The sequence below is a fragment of the Anaerovorax sp. IOR16 genome, from assembly GCF_017168145.1.
In the GTDB taxonomy this organism is placed as follows: Bacteria; Bacillota; Clostridia; order Peptostreptococcales; family Anaerovoracaceae; genus IOR16.
The window spans coordinates 114,438-134,134 of the sequence record NZ_JADQTL010000011.1 but is presented as its reverse complement, the minus strand read 5'-3'; the positions used below and the strand labels follow the sequence as shown (position 1 = coordinate 134,134).

At 37.3% G+C, this 19,697-nt stretch carries 26 protein-coding genes; all 26 read right to left on the bottom strand.

Annotated elements, in window-relative coordinates; translation table 11 throughout:
* Position 1 precedes the first annotated feature (1 nt).
* Positions 2 to 643, bottom strand: a complete 642-nt coding sequence (locus I2490_RS14520; protein ID WP_206460491.1) for a M23 family metallopeptidase — start codon at positions 641 to 643, stop codon at positions 2 to 4.
* Positions 644 to 680: 37 nt separating this feature from the next.
* Positions 681 to 2,240 (bottom strand): hypothetical protein, encoded by a 1,560-nt coding sequence (locus tag I2490_RS14515; protein WP_206460490.1) that lies wholly within the window; start codon positions 2,238 to 2,240, stop codon positions 681 to 683.
* 169 nt (positions 2,241 to 2,409) lie between these two features.
* On the bottom strand, positions 2,410 to 3,315 hold the full coding sequence (locus I2490_RS14510) for a Gp37-like protein (RefSeq protein WP_206460489.1): 906 nt from the start codon (positions 3,313 to 3,315) through the stop codon (positions 2,410 to 2,412).
* Positions 3,316 to 3,442: 127 nt separating this feature from the next.
* The gene (locus I2490_RS14505) at positions 3,443 to 3,943 is read right to left on the bottom strand and encodes a Gp37-like protein (protein ID WP_206460488.1); all 501 of its coding nucleotides are present in this window, start codon (positions 3,941 to 3,943) and stop codon (positions 3,443 to 3,445) included.
* Positions 3,944 to 4,055: 112 nt separating this feature from the next.
* On the bottom strand, positions 4,056 to 4,826 hold the full coding sequence (locus I2490_RS14500) for a phage tail domain-containing protein (protein ID WP_206460487.1): 771 nt from the start codon (positions 4,824 to 4,826) through the stop codon (positions 4,056 to 4,058).
* An 8-nt stretch (positions 4,827 to 4,834) separates the two neighbouring features.
* Entirely contained in the window at positions 4,835 to 6,601 is a 1,767-nt protein-coding gene (locus I2490_RS14495; RefSeq protein WP_206460486.1) for a hypothetical protein, read from the bottom strand.
* Positions 6,602 to 6,754: a hypothetical protein gene (locus I2490_RS14490; RefSeq protein ID WP_245157211.1), complete on the bottom strand. Its 153-nt coding sequence runs from the start codon at positions 6,752 to 6,754 to the stop codon at positions 6,602 to 6,604. It lies immediately after the preceding gene.
* A 25-nt stretch (positions 6,755 to 6,779) separates the two neighbouring features.
* Positions 6,780 to 7,157: a hypothetical protein gene (locus I2490_RS14485; RefSeq protein ID WP_206460485.1), complete on the bottom strand. Its 378-nt coding sequence runs from the start codon at positions 7,155 to 7,157 to the stop codon at positions 6,780 to 6,782.
* A gap of 3 nt (positions 7,158 to 7,160) precedes the next feature.
* Positions 7,161 to 7,718, bottom strand: coding sequence for a major tail protein (locus tag I2490_RS14480; RefSeq protein ID WP_206460484.1), 558 nt, complete (start codon positions 7,716 to 7,718; stop codon positions 7,161 to 7,163).
* A gap of 1,018 nt (positions 7,719 to 8,736) precedes the next feature.
* On the bottom strand, positions 8,737 to 8,871 hold the full coding sequence (locus I2490_RS16920; protein ID WP_280634218.1) for a hypothetical protein: 135 nt from the start codon (positions 8,869 to 8,871) through the stop codon (positions 8,737 to 8,739).
* The gene (locus tag I2490_RS14475; RefSeq protein ID WP_206460483.1) at positions 8,868 to 9,173 is read right to left on the bottom strand and encodes a hypothetical protein; all 306 of its coding nucleotides are present in this window, start codon (positions 9,171 to 9,173) and stop codon (positions 8,868 to 8,870) included. Before I2490_RS14475 ends, I2490_RS16920 begins: the two co-directional genes overlap by 4 nt.
* Positions 9,174 to 9,184: 11 nt before the next feature.
* Complete coding sequence (locus tag I2490_RS14470) at positions 9,185 to 10,051, bottom strand: hypothetical protein (RefSeq protein ID WP_206460482.1); 867 nt, start codon at positions 10,049 to 10,051, stop codon at positions 9,185 to 9,187.
* Entirely contained in the window at positions 10,051 to 10,617 is a 567-nt protein-coding gene (locus I2490_RS14465; protein WP_206460481.1) for a hypothetical protein, read from the bottom strand. The genes I2490_RS14470 and I2490_RS14465 overlap by 1 nt, the downstream gene beginning before the upstream one ends.
* On the bottom strand, positions 10,617 to 11,174 hold the full coding sequence (locus I2490_RS14460) for a putative phage tail protein (RefSeq protein ID WP_330634678.1): 558 nt from the start codon (positions 11,172 to 11,174) through the stop codon (positions 10,617 to 10,619). Before I2490_RS14460 ends, I2490_RS14465 begins: the two co-directional genes overlap by 1 nt.
* Positions 11,158 to 12,213 carry a baseplate J/gp47 family protein gene (locus I2490_RS14455; protein WP_206460480.1) on the bottom strand — a complete coding sequence of 352 codons (1,056 nt, stop codon included), beginning with the start codon at positions 12,211 to 12,213 and terminating at the stop codon, positions 11,158 to 11,160. The genes I2490_RS14460 and I2490_RS14455 overlap by 17 nt, the downstream gene beginning before the upstream one ends.
* A complete protein-coding gene (locus I2490_RS14450; protein ID WP_206460479.1) occupies positions 12,213 to 12,611 on the bottom strand; it encodes a DUF2634 domain-containing protein in 399 nt (132 codons plus the stop codon). Before I2490_RS14450 ends, I2490_RS14455 begins: the two co-directional genes overlap by 1 nt.
* A gap of 4 nt (positions 12,612 to 12,615) precedes the next feature.
* Positions 12,616 to 13,032 (bottom strand): DUF2577 domain-containing protein, encoded by a 417-nt coding sequence (locus I2490_RS14445; RefSeq protein ID WP_206460478.1) that lies wholly within the window; start codon positions 13,030 to 13,032, stop codon positions 12,616 to 12,618.
* Complete coding sequence (locus I2490_RS14440) at positions 13,025 to 13,987, bottom strand: XkdQ/YqbQ family protein (protein WP_330634677.1); 963 nt, start codon at positions 13,985 to 13,987, stop codon at positions 13,025 to 13,027. The genes I2490_RS14445 and I2490_RS14440 overlap by 8 nt, the downstream gene beginning before the upstream one ends.
* On the bottom strand, positions 13,980 to 14,174 hold the full coding sequence (locus I2490_RS14435; protein WP_206460477.1) for a LysM peptidoglycan-binding domain-containing protein: 195 nt from the start codon (positions 14,172 to 14,174) through the stop codon (positions 13,980 to 13,982). Before I2490_RS14435 ends, I2490_RS14440 begins: the two co-directional genes overlap by 8 nt.
* Positions 14,171 to 14,605: a hypothetical protein gene (locus tag I2490_RS14430; protein ID WP_206460476.1), complete on the bottom strand. Its 435-nt coding sequence runs from the start codon at positions 14,603 to 14,605 to the stop codon at positions 14,171 to 14,173. Before I2490_RS14430 ends, I2490_RS14435 begins: the two co-directional genes overlap by 4 nt.
* A 2-nt stretch (positions 14,606 to 14,607) precedes the next feature.
* Positions 14,608 to 16,542 carry a tape measure protein gene (locus I2490_RS14425; protein WP_206460475.1) on the bottom strand — a complete coding sequence of 645 codons (1,935 nt, stop codon included), beginning with the start codon at positions 16,540 to 16,542 and terminating at the stop codon, positions 14,608 to 14,610.
* Positions 16,543 to 16,826: 284 nt separating this feature from the next.
* The gene (locus tag I2490_RS14420) at positions 16,827 to 17,249 is read right to left on the bottom strand and encodes a phage tail assembly chaperone (protein WP_206460474.1); all 423 of its coding nucleotides are present in this window, start codon (positions 17,247 to 17,249) and stop codon (positions 16,827 to 16,829) included.
* A gap of 16 nt (positions 17,250 to 17,265) precedes the next feature.
* On the bottom strand, positions 17,266 to 17,733 hold the full coding sequence (locus tag I2490_RS14415) for a phage tail tube protein (protein ID WP_206460473.1): 468 nt from the start codon (positions 17,731 to 17,733) through the stop codon (positions 17,266 to 17,268).
* Between the two features lie 13 nt (positions 17,734 to 17,746).
* Positions 17,747 to 19,066, bottom strand: a complete 1,320-nt coding sequence (locus tag I2490_RS14410; RefSeq protein ID WP_206460472.1) for a phage tail sheath family protein — start codon at positions 19,064 to 19,066, stop codon at positions 17,747 to 17,749.
* Complete coding sequence (locus I2490_RS14405) at positions 19,067 to 19,255, bottom strand: hypothetical protein (RefSeq protein WP_206460471.1); 189 nt, start codon at positions 19,253 to 19,255, stop codon at positions 19,067 to 19,069.
* A gap of 2 nt (positions 19,256 to 19,257) precedes the next feature.
* The gene (locus tag I2490_RS14400) at positions 19,258 to 19,677 is read right to left on the bottom strand and encodes a phage tail terminator family protein (protein WP_206460470.1); all 420 of its coding nucleotides are present in this window, start codon (positions 19,675 to 19,677) and stop codon (positions 19,258 to 19,260) included.
* Positions 19,678 to 19,697 lie beyond the last annotated feature (20 nt).

Here is a 19,697-nt window from a genome sequence, read left to right as displayed (position 1 = left end):
CCTACTTTTCTGATCTCTGAATCATCGAAACGACTTCCTGACGTGTCGTATAACCTTGCGGTCTTGTCCCATCAGAACATCCTTCTACTTGAGCCTTTTCCCAAGCTTCTTTAAAACATTCAGCCACCTTGGTCCCTCGTCCTTCTAATACCCTTTTTATTTCATCTTGCACAATTCTTCTAGTCTGTTTTTCTGTCAAATCTATCACTTCCATTTCTTTTGGTATAATATTTCTTAAATAGGGTTCAGGGTTAATCTGTTTGCTACCAACAATCAACTCCATATGTAGGTGCATAGCCATACCCTTTATTGTCTTAGTACTGGCACCCATGAGTCCGATTATTTGGCCATCTACAACCTTAGCACCTTTTCGTAATAGAGATTGTTTTTTCAGATGCTGATACAATGTTTTAAAATTACCGTGGTCAATAATAACCACCCAACCACGGGTATTATTCCAGTAGTTGTTTGCAATCACACCATCGGCAACGGCTAAGATTACTGTTTCTGTCTTTGAAAAATCACGCCCCAGGTCGATTCCTCTATGGAATGTGCTAGCACCTTTTAACCCTATGTTTCGGGGACCGTATTTGCTTGTGATTCGTAAAGGTATTACGGGTAAGCTATTAAATTGTATATTCAAGGTTTTCACCTTCTTTCAAAAGGAAAGTGGTGTGAATTTATAAAGAATAGATATAAGCTGGAATAGCGTTTGTTTTAAATGCAAAATAGGACATGTATATTTTTTGCCCACTATCGTTGTATAACTGTAATTGATCTGTTGTTTTTAATGAGATATTTTCAAACACTTTCTTTTTATATACAAAACAGTCATTATAAGATAGGCTATATTTTCCGATTTCATTGCCATTTAAGTATATCGCTAATGTTGTACTATATTTAGAGCTACGATTAATACCACAGCATTCAAGATTATATACTCCATCCTGCAAAATAGGAATATTATAATATGAACGTTCAACGATAAGGTTTGAATTGAACTTAAATATGTTAAAATATGTGTCACCAGCAAGTATATCACCAACTACCTTTGGCTTCAAGGCCGTTAAAACAAATGCTTGTGTATGTGAACTTGTTAATACAGAACCTTTTTCAAGAAAGACATCGAATGATTTATTTTCTGAATGAGATTTCCAGTCAAATATTTTTATACCGTTTTTATAAATGGTTCCTTGTGTGCCATCATCACCCGTATATACACAAGCATCGAATATGATTCTATAATTACCATCTGAAGGTATGATTACCGATTGATTTGAGAATAAAGTTGCATATGGATAATCTCCGTTCATTGGAATTAATGGTGCAAATTTATTAACTGCATACGGCGAAGAATTTATCAATTTCAACATATGGCTATTCGACTTAATCTCTGATATAACTTCTGGGTTTTCTAATGCCACTTCATTTATTGTACTTTTAGTTTCCAAATTTGGAAAAGTCAAGGTAGAATCATTTTCTTTAAATCTAGCATACATTACCATTTGTTTACCAATATTTTTTATAGCTTCTTCATTATTTTTTCCAAAAGCTGCATCCAAGCTATCTGGATTTGCATTTATACAAAAAGCCATATATGACAAATGCGCTAATGCATTTTTTAAAGCTTCATCTACATTTTCTACACCATATAATCTTTTAGTTTTATCTGACACTTTTACAGTCTCCGCATCCATTCCTGTAGGTGGCTTAATTCCAATCGTAACATTAGAAATGTAATCATTTCTCTCATCAATTACTTCAGCTATTTTAGCAGAATCGGCTTCAATCTTAATCCTTGCTAACGGTATTTGATAAACATCTTCCGTTTGTGTTAAAGCTGGATATTCAGGTTCGGATGCCGGAAGACCTTCTAAAACTTTAATATAAATTCCTCTGTCATCTGGAATATTAAGCTCTGCAACAATCCGATCATATCTAGGAAGAGCCCCGCCTACCTTTAAAGTTACTTCTGTATCCTTTTCAAGCCAGCCGCTTCTTCCGTTGATGCAAACACCACCAGCTTTTATCGTACACACCATACCTACATTATGTATCACTTGCATTTGACTCCCAAGTACATCTCCACCTTGCACAAGAATTCCATTACTGAAATAAGTTCTCAACCAGTCTGCTAAATCTTTTGAATACGCAACTCGATCATAAACTTCTACTCCAGTTTTTGGATCAAGTATCTCCTTCGAATCAAACGGCATTGCTTTTAAAGTAATTTTACTCATTATTTTGCTCCTTTCGATACTAATTTCATTGTCTCGTAAATATCTGGCATATCATCACCTAATGTAATAGTTATTTGATACCCATTCATGTCCCATACCTGCGTTGCACTACTAATACGAAGATTTACAGAAAACCCTATATGTTGGTCAACGCAGTTGACAATGTCTCCTAAATAAAATCCCTGCCAAACTGTTTATTGCTTAGCAGGTATAAATTCCCTTCAATTATTTCATTCACTACAAGCTTACGTAAAGTAGCATTCGCATTATTTTTTAACATCGCTATATAGCTTACTTCTGGTATCATGACACCATCCGTCTTCCTAGGAACAGAACTAGATAAATCTAAATAACGTTCTTTACGGAATAGACCTGTTTGATTGGCAGAAGATACTATTGTATCAATATCTTCCCCTTTAACATATATAAAGTTATTCGTTACTAATATTTTTATATACTGCAAATCAATTAACGTATCTCGATCACGACTAAAAACAAGTGGTTCTATATTATTTGGGATGAATTCTATAATTTCCACCTTATATCTCCAATCATTTTCGTAGTAAATATTTTTACAACACCACTCAAGTCCGGGTTCTTTTCCAATGCCAAAGGTTTCTGTTAAATCAATTATAAGTGCATATTCTGTATAAACAGCTAAATTATGCTCCTCTGGTAATTCACCATAAGCTAATGCAAATTTATACGCTCCTGTTCGTTCAGGTACATAAAGTGCATTATAATTCTGCATTCCAATCGTTCTGTTTACTGAAAAAGTGCATCCATTTGCATTGTCCATAATACCATAACCCAATACTGAATCTGTTGGATTATCACATCGTACTCTTAAATAATAAATATGATTGCTTTTTAAAGACAAGTTTTTATATACATATCCAGATTTACGCCAAAAGTATACCCATTTTTGAAACTCACCTTGGTCATCATATTCTGCACGTCTATCTTGAAGTTTTACCTTTTTAAACAGTTGAGACTCTACAGATAATACTGGCACCCCTTTATAATTCTCACCGCCAGCTACTTGAGTCCATCCATTTAATCCATTAGTAAACATCCCATTTTCAATTATGTTATTCGTTGTTTTTTCATGAATTTTAGTAACTGTATTATCTTCTTCTGTACGATTTATCCCCTTATAGGTATCAAAAATTAATTTTTTCTTTTCATCATCAACTCGAAGATTAAATCCAACAAATGATTTCTTGACATATATCTTTTATTGCTGTTAATACTTGCTCATTCGAACAACCATAATTAACCGTACCTCCATCTGCATTCACCACATTTCCTATTTCCAAGAAAGTAATTTTCCTTTCATTCGGTTCTATTGCATTCCTTTCAATAAGGTTACACGCAATTTGAGCCGGTTGTGCAGACTCAAAAACATAATCTCCAAGAGCAACTCTGCGTTCAAGTAAGATTTCTGCCATTCTTCCTTTTACAACTAAAGTTTCAATACCATCCTCATTTGTTTCTTTTGCCACATATTCAATGACTCCATTATGTTTATTATCCTTTGAGTTTTGAAGAAGCATATCTGTTTGTAATAAATTAAAATATTGCATTCCACAATGTAACTCAAACGAACCTATATCATTATAAGATGTCGTCCAACTAAAGGATTCATACACATCTACCATACCTACACGATTAAGGTTTGCATCAAGAATATAGATTTCCATTATTCTTGCACCTCCAAATACAAAGGCGTAAACTTAATTACACTATTTAAATTAGATTCATTTTTTGCAGCACTGACAGATATATTATTTATTCCAGCACCAAGCGTCATACTCAAAGTAGAACTCTTTGTAATATTTTAAATATATCCACTTCACTTTTTCCTCGAATATATTTGGCATACTTATTTCCTGGTACAGTAGATACTTCAATGATATCTCCTTGAGCCATATTTGCTATTATTTGAATAGAATCTCCTGTTTTATTGTTAGTAATAGTTGGGTTAATAACATCTCCTTCCTCTGCAATAAAACGAATAACAAATCCAGCGTCCACATCACCATCATTTGGAACATTCGCAACCGAAATTTTTGCAAGTTTACCAAAGCATATGCCTTTTGAAGATGGTATTTGCAAAGGAAAAAGTGATATTGGTCCTATATTTGAATTACAAACAACTTCTTCTTTTATTCTTCGAAACACTGGATCGAACGCTGTACATTGAATTAAAAATTCACAAAAGTTCTTTCCATTTTTTATTCTTTCAGTTGCATAAGCAATCGATGAATTCGCTTTTGCATATATCTTATATTTTTTGTACTGAATCGCTAGAGTATGATTTGGATTTACAATTCGATTTAATTCACGTTTTTTATCTGAAACACTCAACCCAACATCAAAAATAGCCCCTTTTATATTAATACTTCTTGATTCCAGACGTGTTGACATAACTTGTGCACCAACTAGATTAATGTAATTTGTAGTATTTTGAACAGCCGGTGCTTGACCAAAATCTACAAGACCTAGAACATATCCAATTCGGTCATTTCCAATTTCTATTTTCTTATTAAGTTCAACATTCTCTAATATAATATTCGTAATCATGTTCTCACCTAAAACCCTAACATTAGCGCTTTTTGCGCATTCTTCATTTGTTTTGCACTTTCCGAAGGAGTTAATGCTTTTGGACTATAGAAGTTATAAGTATCTCCACCTTTTGCACTGATTTTACTTGCAATTTCATTAGCTAAATCGCTAGTTCCTCCTAATCCAAGCGGAGTGACTTTTGCAACTCCAAATCCCATAGTTAGTAACTCCGGACCGTTTTCTCCAACCAAAGCTGTACCTTTTGAAATGCTGCCACCATTAGCCATACCAGATAATTTCTTTTGTTTGCTTTTTTTTGATTCTTTCTCTTCATCAGAATTTATCAATCCAATCTTTCCTGCCCATTTAATTACCTCTTTGATATTTTTTATTATAGTACCAATTGGATTCATCAAAAAATCGATAGTACCTTTGATTCCTTTTTTTATGCCGTCCCATATATTTAGAATTGCATCTCTAAAATCCTCGTTTGTCTTCCAAAGATAAATAATTCCGGCAATTAATCCTGCAATAGCAGCAACCACTAACCCAATCGCATTATTTTTCATGGCTAAATTGAACAAGTCTTGCGCTGACTTTGCTCCCAATAATACTTTTTTAAAAGAAAGAAAAGCTTCTACCATATTTTGTATCATTATTACAACATTTAATGCAGCTAAACCTGTCCCTAATGCAATTACCCAACCTAAGATCGCTTCACTGTTATCTGTAAACCATACAATCACGCTTTCAAGTATACCTAAAGCCGTTTCTATATACGGAAGCAGTTCTGTTGCTATTGTAGCTCCAAGTTGCATAAACGCTTCAGAGCCAAGCAATTTTATATTATCAAGTGCTAAATTAAAATCATTGGCTGCATTCAACGTATCTTCTGACATAATAAGTCCGGTTCTTTCTGCTTCATCACCCATCTGTTTCAGACTTTCTGCCCCACCCATAATAAGAGGATTTAGGTTTTCTGCTGATTCACCAAATATTTGCATTGATAAAGCATTTCGCTCGCTCTCATCGGCTACGCCACTCAAAGCTAACATTGCATCATCGAATACTTCTTGGCTGTCTCGTAGCTCACCAGTCAAATCATCTTTAAAACTAACCCCTAGCTTCTCAAAAGCAGCCTTTGCATCACCTGTTCCTTTTTGTGCATCAGCCATATTCGTAGTAAGTGTTCCCATGGATCCTGTCAACGTATCCATAGAAATACCAATCTTATCACTGGCATACTGTAATTTTTGTATTTCATCCGTAGATAAACCGGTCTCTTTTGATAGATTATTAATACCTTCGGCTGCAACCCCAGCTTGGACAGCAGCATTTCCCAAGGCTCCAACTAATTCCCCTGCAATTCCAATACTTGCTGCCTGAATGTTTTTATTAAAGTTTTCATCACCTAGTAAATTGAATTTTTCACCACTCTCTTCCGTAGCCGATTCTAAACTTCTAAGACTTTGCTCGGTCGAAATAATTTCCCTTTGCAATGCTCTATATTGCTCTACTGAAACTTTACCAACATCCATTTTTTCTTTTACTTGTTCTGCCGCTAATTTAAAAGTATCTAATTTGTCTGTTGTAGCTTCGATGTTTTTCGTTAAAAGTAACTGTTTCTGAGCTAACAGCTCCGTATGATTCGGATCAAACTTTAAAAGTAATTCTACTTTTTGAAGCTCATTTTCTACACCTTTAATGATTGTATTTGCACCTTTTAAAGCTTTTTCCAGCGGCTTAACATTACCATCTATTTCTACTTTTAATTTATTTATTTTTTCAGCCAATCAATTCACCCCCAAGAACTTAAGCGCTTCATTGCCATCTAATATTTCAACTTCATCGTATTCTATATCATCATTGCTGCGCTCAATAAATGTATCAATAATTTCACCTACAGTGACATCCCCCAGCTCCGAAAGGGGGATGCCTAACTGCAAGCACCGCAATAAAAAAGCGGGGTGGTTAATTCCCTGCCATTTGATTTTGTTTTTTTTTAGATTCAACTGTAGACATTTCATTTTCAATCCACAATCCTAAAATCTCAGGTAATACTTCATAAATTGAAAATGTTCCGAATTGATCCAACCAATCCTCTACACTTCCGATAGAATTATCTGCATGATAAGCCATTGTGTAAGCGATGTTTTCAAATATCTCTAGATCAATTACTTCAAAATCAATTCCATCCTCTATCTTAGCTTTATGGGCGGCTTTCAATTTTACAAGATCCTGCATAATATCCCTATGAAATTTAATTCGATAAATTCGTAAAACCAATGCACTGGCTCGAAATTTAACGGGCTTATTATCAATCATAATTGTTTTGGTTAATGCCTGCATGAGTTATACTCCTTCAACAAACTTTTGAACCGTATTATACCATTCATCATAGGCAGTAGGGTTTTCTGTTTTTCTGCAATATGCAAACGAATACTGACTATCTGCTGGTTTTCCTACCGTTACTGGAACAACCTGCGCTTCTGGTGTTGTCCCTGTCTTAGGAGCTAAGGTTGGACGACCTGCCGTACATCTATAATAGATGCATCTCACAGCCTCTGCATCTCCACCAACCTCAAACATTAGTGCAAACGGCTTTGCAATGCTTGAAGTGTCTTCTGCAATCAATCCATTCTTATCCATTTTATAGCCTAAGAACTTTGTTTTAAATTCATCGCTAATAGTAGCCATACTGAGTTCTAATGTATAGCCATCGTTTGCATAATTTACGAAATAATTTGGGTTATTATCTGCTTCAAATTTAACCTCTGTATTGGTTGGTGTAGCTGTCATAGATACAGCACCCTCTCCTTTGAATGGTTTCCCATATGTAGTAACACCGTTCTGCTCTGTCACTTCAGCATAATATACGTTTGATAATCCGAATTGTACTTTATTTTCCATTTTTTAATCCTCTCTTTTTATTTAATAATAATTACTAATATTTTTTTAAAAAACAAATAAATAAGTTAAATCTCTTAAAATGTTACTAAATTTTTATAAATAGGGCTTCCACGTATGTTATTCTTCATAAAAAACATTACTACTCCTTTTTAATTTATAACTTCCAAAATTGTAAGTTATTTTATAATTCACCTGCTCTTGAGTCATAAACTTATACCCTAAAAATTAAAAACACGCCTTATTGCGCGCTGATTAATCATGTTTTTAAATTACGCTTGTAAAGCCTCGATTGTTCTTTTAGCAATCTCAATCTCAACTTCTTTTTTAATAGTTGACTTTGTTCTATCTTCTAATGTTACCTTTGTTTCTGGTACTTACTCTAAAGCTATCTTTTTTGCCATTACCAAAACAGTATATTCATTAATCAACTTCTCGTTTATGATACTCAAACAATCCTACCTCCTGTAATAGATTAATTGCTTGCAATTCAAATTCGGCTTTCTGAATTTCTTCCTGTAATGGTTTTAGACTGTCTAATTTTCTTGTTCAGCATTCACTTTTGCTTTGATTTCTTATGTAAATGTTTCATAATATACGTTATTATGGTTTATAATACATCGTTTCATTATAATTTCCCCATCCCCCAAGTATCACGGAATACCCAGCTTTAATTTTATCATCTGGATTATATAGGGCTATTTTTAATTTCCTAACACTGTTCGTTAGAGCTTTTAGTAAAATAATCCGTACTCCCTATAATTGTGTCATTAGGATCTAATTAATATAGTCGAATTTCCACAGTATTAGCATCAAAATTTTTTAATTAGTTGAAAAAATGTATTTCGTCATAATCCGAAAAATCATCAACATTAATAATTATTTCTGAAACATCTTGTTTTCCCACCTGCATATCAGGTGGACTGTATTAACAATTCAAGATAAGAAATATAACATTATATTTCTTATCTACTAATTATTTTGATTTTACCATAATTAATCAAATGTTAAGTATATCTTTTTAATATCCATACTGTGCTAGTCTATCTGCAATCATTTTTCTCTTTTCTTCCTCAGTTAGTTTGTTAGCAGTAACTAGCTTATCAATAGTAGTTATGTCTACTAAATTGTGCATGTACTTTTCATACCAACTCATTTTATCACCCCCGCAATAACCATATCTGCTTGTAAATCAGAAATCATTTGAGCTACTTTAGAGTTTATCGGCTGATTCGGCTTTGCTACAAGTTCTACCGGCACCGTATCCTGCTCTGGCATAGGAACTATCTCCCAAGTAGAAGTAGCTTCACACCATATATCGCCGACTTTAAGGTTATAATTTTTTTCAATGGGGATATATAAATTCTCAAATTCCGGAACAACCAATTCTTTTAACGGATTGCTTCTTGCTTCAAATGCCCTAATAATATTTTCGGGTTTTTTTAAAATTGCATACATTATACTGCCTCCTAGACTAATACGTAACTAATAATAACGCAGCCGGCGCCGCCAAATCCGCCACCGCCACCACCGCCACCGCCTTCACCAATACCATAATTCCCCGATTCTACGCTTCCACTACCGCCACCCGCTGATACATTAGAATCAGGAAATATCATACTCTTCCCGCCAGCCTTACCGTTTATTAATCCAACATCATTCATGCTTCCAGTGGCCCCGTTGGCACCAGATCCAGCGACAACTTGATCAATACCAACACCTACCCCGAAGCATAAAGGAACATTAAAAAATCCTTTACCACCGTCACCACCTTTACCTCCAACAGCCGGATAATTACGAGACTTTCCTCCTATTCCGCCGACTCCACCGCTGTTAATCCCGTCAATAAATCCAGCAGTACCTCCATTGCCGCCAAGCGTTGATGCATGCTCTCCACCATTGGCTCCATTAGAATTAAATACATTTCCTCCCGAAGCCGTTCCTCCTACTCCAATAGATGTCTCGGTTGCATTAGCACCAGCCGTAGCCGTAAGAAGATTACCAAATGACGACACTGCGTCATTTACGGTGATTACGATATTTTGACCGGCCTCCAAATGTATCACGGACTGAGCAGCACCACCACCGCCACCGCCTTCACCGCCTGATGCAGTGTGTTGATCGGTGGTTCTTTTACCGCTTAATGCTGTAGCTTTTTTGCCACTAGCTCCGTTGCCGCCACGTCCTATACATGTTATACGATAGTTGCCACTTATAGGCACTATAAAAGTTTCGTTTTTAGTAGCGAGTATACTTTGTGTCGACATAGATTGAATTTGTTCAGTAATTGTTTTTTTTATATTGCTATTTATCTTTTTTACTTCTGCCCAACTCATTATGAAATCACCTCCGTAATACTACCGTCTGAATTAAAGGTAGTTGTTTTTGTTGTAATTGTTTCACCCACAGCTAAAACTTCCGTAATTGTACCGTCTGTATTGAATGTGGTTGTTAAAGTTCTACCATCTGCTTTTGTTTCTGTGATACTATCATCTGCATTAAAAACGGTTTGAGTAGTTTGCAAACCTTCTATTGCACTTAATGAAGCGTTAACCTCAACAATTTTTTCATCCAAAATCTTACCTTGCATAGCATCCAATGCTTTTCCTGGTGTGGTCTCAGTTAAATTATTTACAATCGGTGTTATAGTATCTGTGAACTTTGCATCTGCAGGTACATCTACTTCCACAGTATGCCCATTTACCTTTTCAGCATTATCAACTATTCCATTGTTATTTTTATCATAGATTGACTTAGACATATCTCCTGCTGTTAATGCTTTATCATTGAGATTTTTTAATTCGATATCGATAGTATCCATATTGTTGTTATCAATTCCAACATCATAAAAATCATTTATATCTGGCTTAGTTAAGCCGTAATTCTTAGTCTGTGTAGCCATTATGCAACCACCTCATTTCTTAATTGTTCGTGCGTGTACTTAGCAAGATTTATATGTATAAATTTACCTAAAGTAATATGCTGATTATAGAGTAAACTCAAATCAATTACTAAATTCGCTGGTAAAATTCTATGAAGTAAATCATTTACATCATCAAAGTTAGATTTTGCTGTAAGTTCTACCTTTACAACCAATGTGTAATCATTTCCCTTTAATTCCGCCGTATAACCTCCTTTACCACAAATCGTTTCCAGCTGCTGCAAAAGCATCCGATAACTATATGGAAGCTGTTCATTCAGCCTTGTTATGATGCGAAATTTTCTCTCTTCTAAGGAGTCCGTACCTTTCGGCAATATCTTTAAAACAGACTCCCAGCGTTTTACCCCGTTTTCCGTTGCAGATTCTACATACTGATCATCTGATACAGAATATAAAGCGCTGTATAGTTGTACCATCTCTGCAGTTTCTGCTTCGGTGATCTCCTGAAATTCTAAAACCTCACCCATAATTTGTGGCAAATAATTGATTAACTTAATCTCTCTATCCAGCGAACTCACCCCGTTTCGGAATGCTGTCTACATCCACAGCAATATTTTGTTCCTCTCCGTTAAGCTTCGTTTTTGAAATATCCAGAATACCCGGCAGATTCAAAAGACGTGTTTCGATCTGGCTTATTCGCACAATCATTGAATCACTGTTTGCCCAGCTCTCGGCTAATTCTGCAAAATATTGATCAACGGCGTCAAACACATAATTTTTTATGTCATTCCATTCCCATCCGTCTTGATAGGTAATGTCTGCCGCAATATGAATGACCGTTTCTTTGACGGCCTCTACCGTAACAACATGGCCAATGGGGGCAAGGCCGAGTCCTTTCCCCTGATTTTGAATCGGATCCACCTCTGTCTGTACAGTAGAAATCAGCTGACTGCTCGGTCTTTGATATTCCGAATCAATCAGAACCAATTTTACAGTTCCTCCCCCATTCCACGTTGGATAGACCTTCACACCGCCTATCCCGTTTAGCGCAGTAACCTTTTCCTTATAATCCTGAATGTTTCCTCCAAACGCCTTTGCGTCCAGACTGTCATAATATCTTTTTCTCAGATGCTCAGTATCTTCTTCATCTTCTCCGGGAACCAGCAGCTCCGTAAGCCTGGCAGAAGTCAAACCTTTGATATAATCAATGGGAATCAAAGTGCCGTTTTTCGTGTTTCCGATTCTTCCTGCCGTTTCACACTCCATTTTATAAACTCCATCTTCCATTCTCTCAATAACAGTGTAATTTAATGTATCTAGGCTGAATCGGTATCCAATAGGTATATCTGTATTAAATTCTCCTTTCAGCATAGCCCGTGTTGCTTCGTACGGGACAATCCCCCTTTCTGCGGCTCTCTTAATTAAATATTTTCTGCTGGCTGTATCAGCAAAGGTTTCATCCAAGATAACATCCATTTGAATGTATGCATTTTTTAACTCTGCTGCTGCTGGTGCAATGGCATCATAGATAATTGATCCTTTACGCTTATCCACACTATTTGACACCTGATTAAGCATTCTCTTTAAAATCATTTCATAAGTAATGGATTCAAACATTAATAGCTCACCTCCTTTTTTGCTTTTATCTCTCCAAAAACGGTATATACCGTAAAAGCAACTAACATGGTATTTCTTTTTGTTTCAAAAGAAAAAGCATCTACGCTTAAGATTCTTTGATCCTGCATCAATGCTTCTGTAATCCGTCTCTTTAATTCAGGTGCTATGTAAGACATTGGTTTTCCAATTAATTCAGCAAGCTCCACGCCATAGTTCCAGCTGTAAATGATATAATCATAACGCTCCGTACCGAGTATCTTATAAACCACCTGCTCCATAGCTTCCCTGCCATCCACAAAACCAGAAATCCTGTCTCCGTCCAGCCGGTAAGTCCGACTTGTCGGTATGGCATTGAAGGAAAAATCCTGTTTCAAATCATCTGTTCGTTCCGGTATCATCTCATCACCCTATCCTATCTAAAACAATAAATCTTTGACCACCCTGCATACGAATCATGATTACCTTTTCGCCGGTACGCAATCCATTTAATATGCGGTATGTTTTCTTTCCTTTATACTCGTGCTTATGCGGAGGCTCTTTATCTGTATTAGATGTCCCGCTTCCGCCTGAAGTACTGACACTATGCTGATGCGCATAGGCACCAGAGAATTCCGTCTCATGAGAAACCTCCATCTTAACGTCATGATCCGTAACATTTCTTGAACATATAAGAAAAGGTTCTTCTAGTAGCAATTTCTGCTCCACCAGTATTCTTAGCGGATCTGTATTCTGCACCGTCCCATAAACCAAATTTACAGGTTTTCCTTCTTCAATCGCATCAGCGGAAGCTTGTTTCATAATCTGAAGTAAGTTAGGCACTGAAGTCACCTCCCGCTAATGATAAATCCATTTGGTGCATATCCGCAGAAATTGTATGCTTCACCTTTTCGACAATCATATACGTGTTTGCAACCACATCCCCCAAATCCAAGCTAACCGGAAGCAAGGAGCCTCCTCTGACTCGAATGTCGCCAAACGCTTTGGAAATACTCAAGGTTCTTGTTTTTCGATTATACATAGAGAGTAAGTTCTTTGCTTTTTCCTCCGCATTCTGCGGATTATCTACCTTTTCCGTATGCTGTAAAACCCCCCATCGCTTTATAGAAGAAATATCTCTTTCTGGATAAGTTTTTATCCCGCCGCCTTTTTGACTCTCATAAATGAGCTTAATTTGATTGTAGGTGTTGCTGTCTATACTGGAGCAATAGTCGAAATCCTCCGCGGTATTTTGATTGATTAAAAGATTTAACTTCATATCTTGAATATTTTTTAATGTCAGCTTTCCGTAATCATCATACAGTACATACAGCTCTTTTTTGGCTTGCAATGTTTCGGCAAGTGCATTTTTAATAATATCAAATAAGGTCTTATCTTGTTCTAAACGATTTGCTATCACATACTTTGTATCCGCTATCTCACCGGTTCGCAGAAAAAAAATTTTAGCAAGCTTTTTAATCAACTCGCTGGCAGACATTCCTTTATATTTCACAACATCTTTATTTTTGAAATATCTCAGCTGATCGTATGCGGTCACGCTGATTAGACCATCTTTATTTCGTTTCTTCGTAAAAACAAAACCATAAAAAACCTGTTTTTCATTTACACGCAAAAACAGATGATCTCCCTCCTGAAAATTTAGTCCTGCATCTTTCTGCAACGAAAAGGTAAGCTTTCCGGGTACGCCCTGACGCTCTGTCTCCCAACAAACCGGCTCTTCCACTACAGGCTGGTAAATCAAATCACCGTGCTCTATCATTAATTCAATGTTATTCAAAACGTATCACCTGCCCTGGATAAATCTCATTTGGATTTGTAAGGTCATTTAAAACAAGTATCTTACTGTAGACTTTTTCATTTCCCAGTTCTTTTTTGCAGATGCTCCAAAGAGTGTCATTTGGTTGTACCTCGTAGGTTTTTTCTGGTACCTTTGCATCCCTTTGCACTTGCTTCTCCAACGTCACACTGCCTGATTCCTTATTTTCTTAACAAATTGCTTTAAACGAAGTGAAACTATAATATCAAATCCGTTTTCTGCCTCTTCATCAATCGTATATTCTTCTAGTGTCACCTTCATCTCTGTGTCAAAGCTGTAGCGGCCACCTGGCTGTTTCCGGTTCACAAGAAACTGAAATGGCTTCCTTCCTTGCTTTAATAATTTCAGCTTTTTTAAATAAAACGCCGGTGACTGAAAACCGGTAGGATATACAGCAAAAGGGTACTGTTGCGCCGGGAGCAACAGACTGAATTCGATTTCTGTCAATCCGGCGACTTTAGGAATATTTACCTCTTGCCCAGAAATTAAATTGATCGTCTTATTTTGATTTGATACCTTCATTTTTATTTTTTCCGGCGGCATCGGAAGCTGCATATCATCAAGAAAAAATTCGTACAAGATTACACCCCCTCTGCGGTTGAAACCAGCATTTCATAGGTCTTATCCTCGAGCTGTGATATGATGCCGTCAATGTCGAGATCATTGTTGACGTTTGCCGTTGTCTGCATCGTAACGCTCAAGTCCGCTGTTGTGAAACGATTGATTACTTCACGCTCTGCAACATCTCTGAGATACTTCAAATCCTCTCCGCTCATTTCCATTGTGTTTGCCATTTTCCCCGTATTCTCTGCGGTTTGATTTAAAGAGTCTGGAACAGAATCATCCTGACTAAAAAGACCAGTTACTTTGTCCTGTAAACCTGCCCCTATCTTGTTTCCTTTGTTCCATGCATCCTGATAAGTAAATCTATGTTCTATGGTCGGTGCACTTCTGTCTAAAGTAATTGCCTTTTCATTTTTCCCCCATTTAATCACACTGTCTTGCAAAGAATCAAGTCCTGCGGTCCACTCCGTTCCGAAGATTGTATCTATAATTTTGGTAACCACTTTTCCAAGTGATAAGAACCAAGAAATGATTTGACCGATTAAATTCGCCACTGCTCCGCCGAAGCTATTGAATCCACCGTTCGTCACATTTAAAATCCATTCTATAATCCCAATAAATGGTTCGGCAAATATTGCCCAGACAAACTGAATCAATGCATTCAAAAGTCCAATAACAGTATTTGCAATCACAGCCCCTGCAACGAAAATTGCCCCGACAATCATCCCCGTAGCAGACAGACTTGTTCCTTTAAATTTATTGATTGCAGCAATTACAGCATAAAATATTGCGATTAAAGCAATCACCGCTATAATAATCCATGTAATTGGACAAGCAGCAAGAGCAGCATTTAATCCATCTGATGCAACTGTCATTGCAACAATTGCAGCTGTTTCTGCCCAATCACAAATTGTTTTCCATGCTATCACTGCAGCGTTTTTTAAAGTTGTTAGCCATGCTATACCCATAACTGAATTATATGTGATAATTGCTGCAACCACACCTAATAAGATTGGCTCTAATATACTCCAGCAATTTGCCAACATGTTGATAAAACCTAGCAAAGGACGCGAAACTTTTATGATACTGGTAATTGCCGAATTCCACACATCTCCCCACGTCATTGGTGTGGCAGTAAACGCAGCGTTCGTATTCTCTGCCATTTGGAATACAGAATTTTTAACTGCAGAAGCCGTCAACGCTCCCTGCTCCGCATATGAGCGGATAGAGCCTTCTGCCCATCCCATTCCAGCCTCTATACTTTTCCCTAGACTCGGAGATACTTCTAAAATAGAATTTAACTCCTCCGCCTTTAACGCTCCGTCCGCCATCGCCTGTGAAAGCAGCATAATTGCAGTGGACTGCTGCCCACCGGAAGCACCGTCTATTTTAAACAGCTTATTTACCTGCTCTGCAAAAGCCAACGTTTCATCATTTGTTTTAAAGGTCTGGGTATTTGCACTTATCGCTGTAACCGCAGATACCATATCAAAATATCCAGTCCGGGATCTCTGCGCACTTGCAAATACTTTATCCTCCAAGTCTTTCGTCGTTTGGCGCCCGTCATTTGCCGTATTCAGCTTTGTCCTGGTTTGAACCATTTTATCCGAAGTCTGCATCACACTCTTTGCAACCTGCGCTAAATCGATTTTAGACAGCATCCCGCTCAGCTTTCCTGCTGATGCCTGCCCTGTTTTCATATCCTGATTCAGATTTTTTTGCTGCATATCGGCTCTTCCGAGCGTTTCCGCTACTTTTTGAACGCTCTTGTTCAGCGTAGCAATGGATTGATTGACTTGACCGAAATTCATATTCGTCGTATGATTCATGGTAACGTTCAGTGATTTAAAAACATTTTTTGTTTTCATTGCGGCCAATGAAATATTATTGATTCGACTGGAAATATTATTGATTTGATTCGAAAGATTCAATGCATTTAAAACTGTCGCCATTCCCTCACTCCCTTCCTTTCTTCTACAAATAATAAAATCAAAGACTCTATTTGTAAAAGAAAAACGCTTTGAAGCCAAAACATTTTGTTATAAGCTCAAAGCGTTTTATTTTTATTTTTTTCTTGCCTTTCTTGCCTCTCTTTTTTCCGCTTCCATGCGTAATTGAATGGAGGCATAAATAAATGCCTTTTCCTCCCGGCTCATTGACAAGAGCGTGCTCGGCAGAATCCTCAATTTGTGGAGAGCATAATATTCGAAATTTGCTTCCGCATCGCCCTCCTCAATTAGTTTTTTACTTCGTCCACCAAATCTTCCATCGTTTGGTCATATCCGCTTATTTTTTGCACCTTTTCAAGATATTCAGCATATTCCCCTGCTTTCAGCATTGTTTTCAATAAGGAATCCGCTCCTAAAACACCATAAGCCTTCTGTAAAGCAGCGTCATTTAAATTAGGATATACCGTGCATGCAGCTGCCAGCTCTCCGAGATAACGGTTGATATCCGTTTCATTCGTATATTGTCCTCTTTTTCCCGGTACCTGAACAGATCTTGTACACTTTTTCCGTATTGCCTCATCTTCTTCACCAGTCAAAGCCCGAAGCTCCCATTCTACGGGATTTCCGTCTTCTCCGACAAAACGCTTACTTACCACTACCTTTACGTTTTCTTCTTTTACAGGATTTAAAAAAGCATCTAAATTACTCATAATTTTCTCCTCTGCATTACTCCATACCGTTTAATAAATTAAATTTTTCCGGAATCTCAAAATCTTCAAAGGTAAATTCGAGTTCTTCATCCAAATATTCGGCACTGGCATCAAACTTGGTTAAAATGCCGCCATTGACGTTGCAGTCCTTTAAAATGACAGTCTGTCTGCCTAAATCTGAAGCCGGGTCTTCATTGGTCACCTGAATGTCAAAGTAAATATCTTCTCCGGTTTCTTTATATTTATAAAGCAGTTCTCTCAAAACAGAGGTATTATAATGGAACGTCGCACTTCCTGTTCCCTTCCAGCTTGTTGCTTTATTTCCTTTTCCGGTCTTTCCGAGAATCGGAATTTCTGTTTTTGTCTTCTCTACCTTTGCCTCCAGGTTAATTGCCTGCATAAAATTATAGCAGTTTCCGTCAATGGTTAAAAAGCATTCTGCCAAAGAACCACTTATTGCATCTTTTGAGTTCATAAATTTCATAACATTCCCTCCTTTACTGAACAACTACCGTCATATATAGCTCGCTCATTGCATTGACTAATGTTACATGATCTTCTACAACAACTGCTTTCTTGCTGTCACCAGCGAGTACCTTTATATCATCTGCTGCAAAATTTTCAATGGCCTGCAGTTTTTGCAGCTCCTGGTGATGTCTGACGATGTCATTCCAAAGCATAACTCTTCCGGAATTATCGTTCGGGATATTTCCAAGGTATTTGCTGTTGAAAAGATCTGCAATATCATTTGCAATCTGGTCCAAAACACGGATAGCCTGGTTTCCTGAAAAATCTTTGCTCTTTTCACTTGTGAATGAAGTTAAGGTATTAATATCCTCCAGCACACGAATCTCATCTCCAACCTTATGTAGTAAGAATTTTCCTTTTTTCAAGCCGTCAGCGAGCTGAATCTGTGTATAATCTGCTTCCACCTCAAATTCACCATCATAGCGTTGATTGGAAAGGCTCGCTCTTCCGCCGCCGACAGAGCAGGTCGCCTGTGCGCCGACTGTCCAATATACTAAAGAAGATTGCGGATACTCCGAATCATTTGTCTTGTTTTCCACACTGATTACCCCTTCGTAATCGGCAGCTGTACGGTAAAGAACTGTCTGGAATTTTACACCGTGCTCTTCCCTCATCCTCTTTGTAAAGGCAGTGAATAAATTGCAAACGGTTTCCTCCGTGGAAAGGCAGCCCAACACATTAAAGGAACAGCTCTCTGCCTTGCTTAAGAATGCCGTGTAATCCTCTCCGGTTACGGATGCTTTGTTCGTACCATTAGAAAGAGAAACGCCCGCATTTTCTGCTAAAGAGGCACTCTTTTTCCACACCACATAATCGTTATCTTCTAATTCCGTCATTGCTTTTACAGTCTGCTTGTCCACCAACTTTGCATCAAATAAAGTACTGACATCGAATAATTCTGGATCGTCTACATTCGCTGCTACCCGAATCTGAATGCTGTTTCCTTTTATCCCGCTGTACTTTGCCTTCGCAAAATCATTTTCTGCTTTATCCCCGCTGTTCAAACGGTAAAAGTAAGCCAGTCTCAATCCATTCTTGAACAGATCACGAAGCCCCTTCATATGTTTGTCTGTATAATTGTATCCAAAGAGCTTCAAGGAATTATTTTGAAACTCCTCCGCACTTACCTGAAAAATTTCTCCGTCTTTTCCCCAGTCCAGTTCCAGAGCCATCGCTGCATATCCGCGGTCTGACAACGCTGAGGATGCTTTCTTTGCAGATACAAAATTAATATAGCTGCCTGGATAAAATTTGTTTTGTGCAGTAAATACACCACCGCCTAAAGCCATTTAGTTCACCTTCCTTTTTAAAAATTCATTAATGCAGGAATCTACTTCCTGAAAACAATATTCTTGTTTTTCTTCAAGTAATACTTCAAGTAAATCACGGCTCTCTTTGTACCTACCTGAAAAAATTAATTTTTCTTTCAAAAATTTTTCTGTATGATTTGTTTTTGATACCTCTTTTTTCAGTTTCATCCTTATTCCTCCTTTAAACCATTTTTAACGTCTGCATATTCCATCGCACTTTCCTTTTCCGCCTCTTTATAAGAGTAAAAGTTGTAATCTACATAGAAATGAAAAACGCCATTCAGGCTTTTTGAGGACATTTTTGTTCCGTGAATGAGATCTTCACCGGCTGAAATGTAACTTAATATTTCAAAAATAGAAGTCTCTACGCTCTCCACCGGAACATTCGCTTCCTCTATCGGAGGATAATACTGCACCTCAAACGAATGATTTAACCGATAACGGTTTCCAATCATTTTTTCAGCAGAGGATGCAAGCGGTAAAATAAAGAAGCAGGATGTCTTTTGCTCCTCTTTTACTTCTCTTAAGTAAACCGGCAGACCGAAAATCTTTAATTTTTCCGCCATGCCTTTCAATATTTGATCTATCATCCGCCTCACCTCCAAATAAA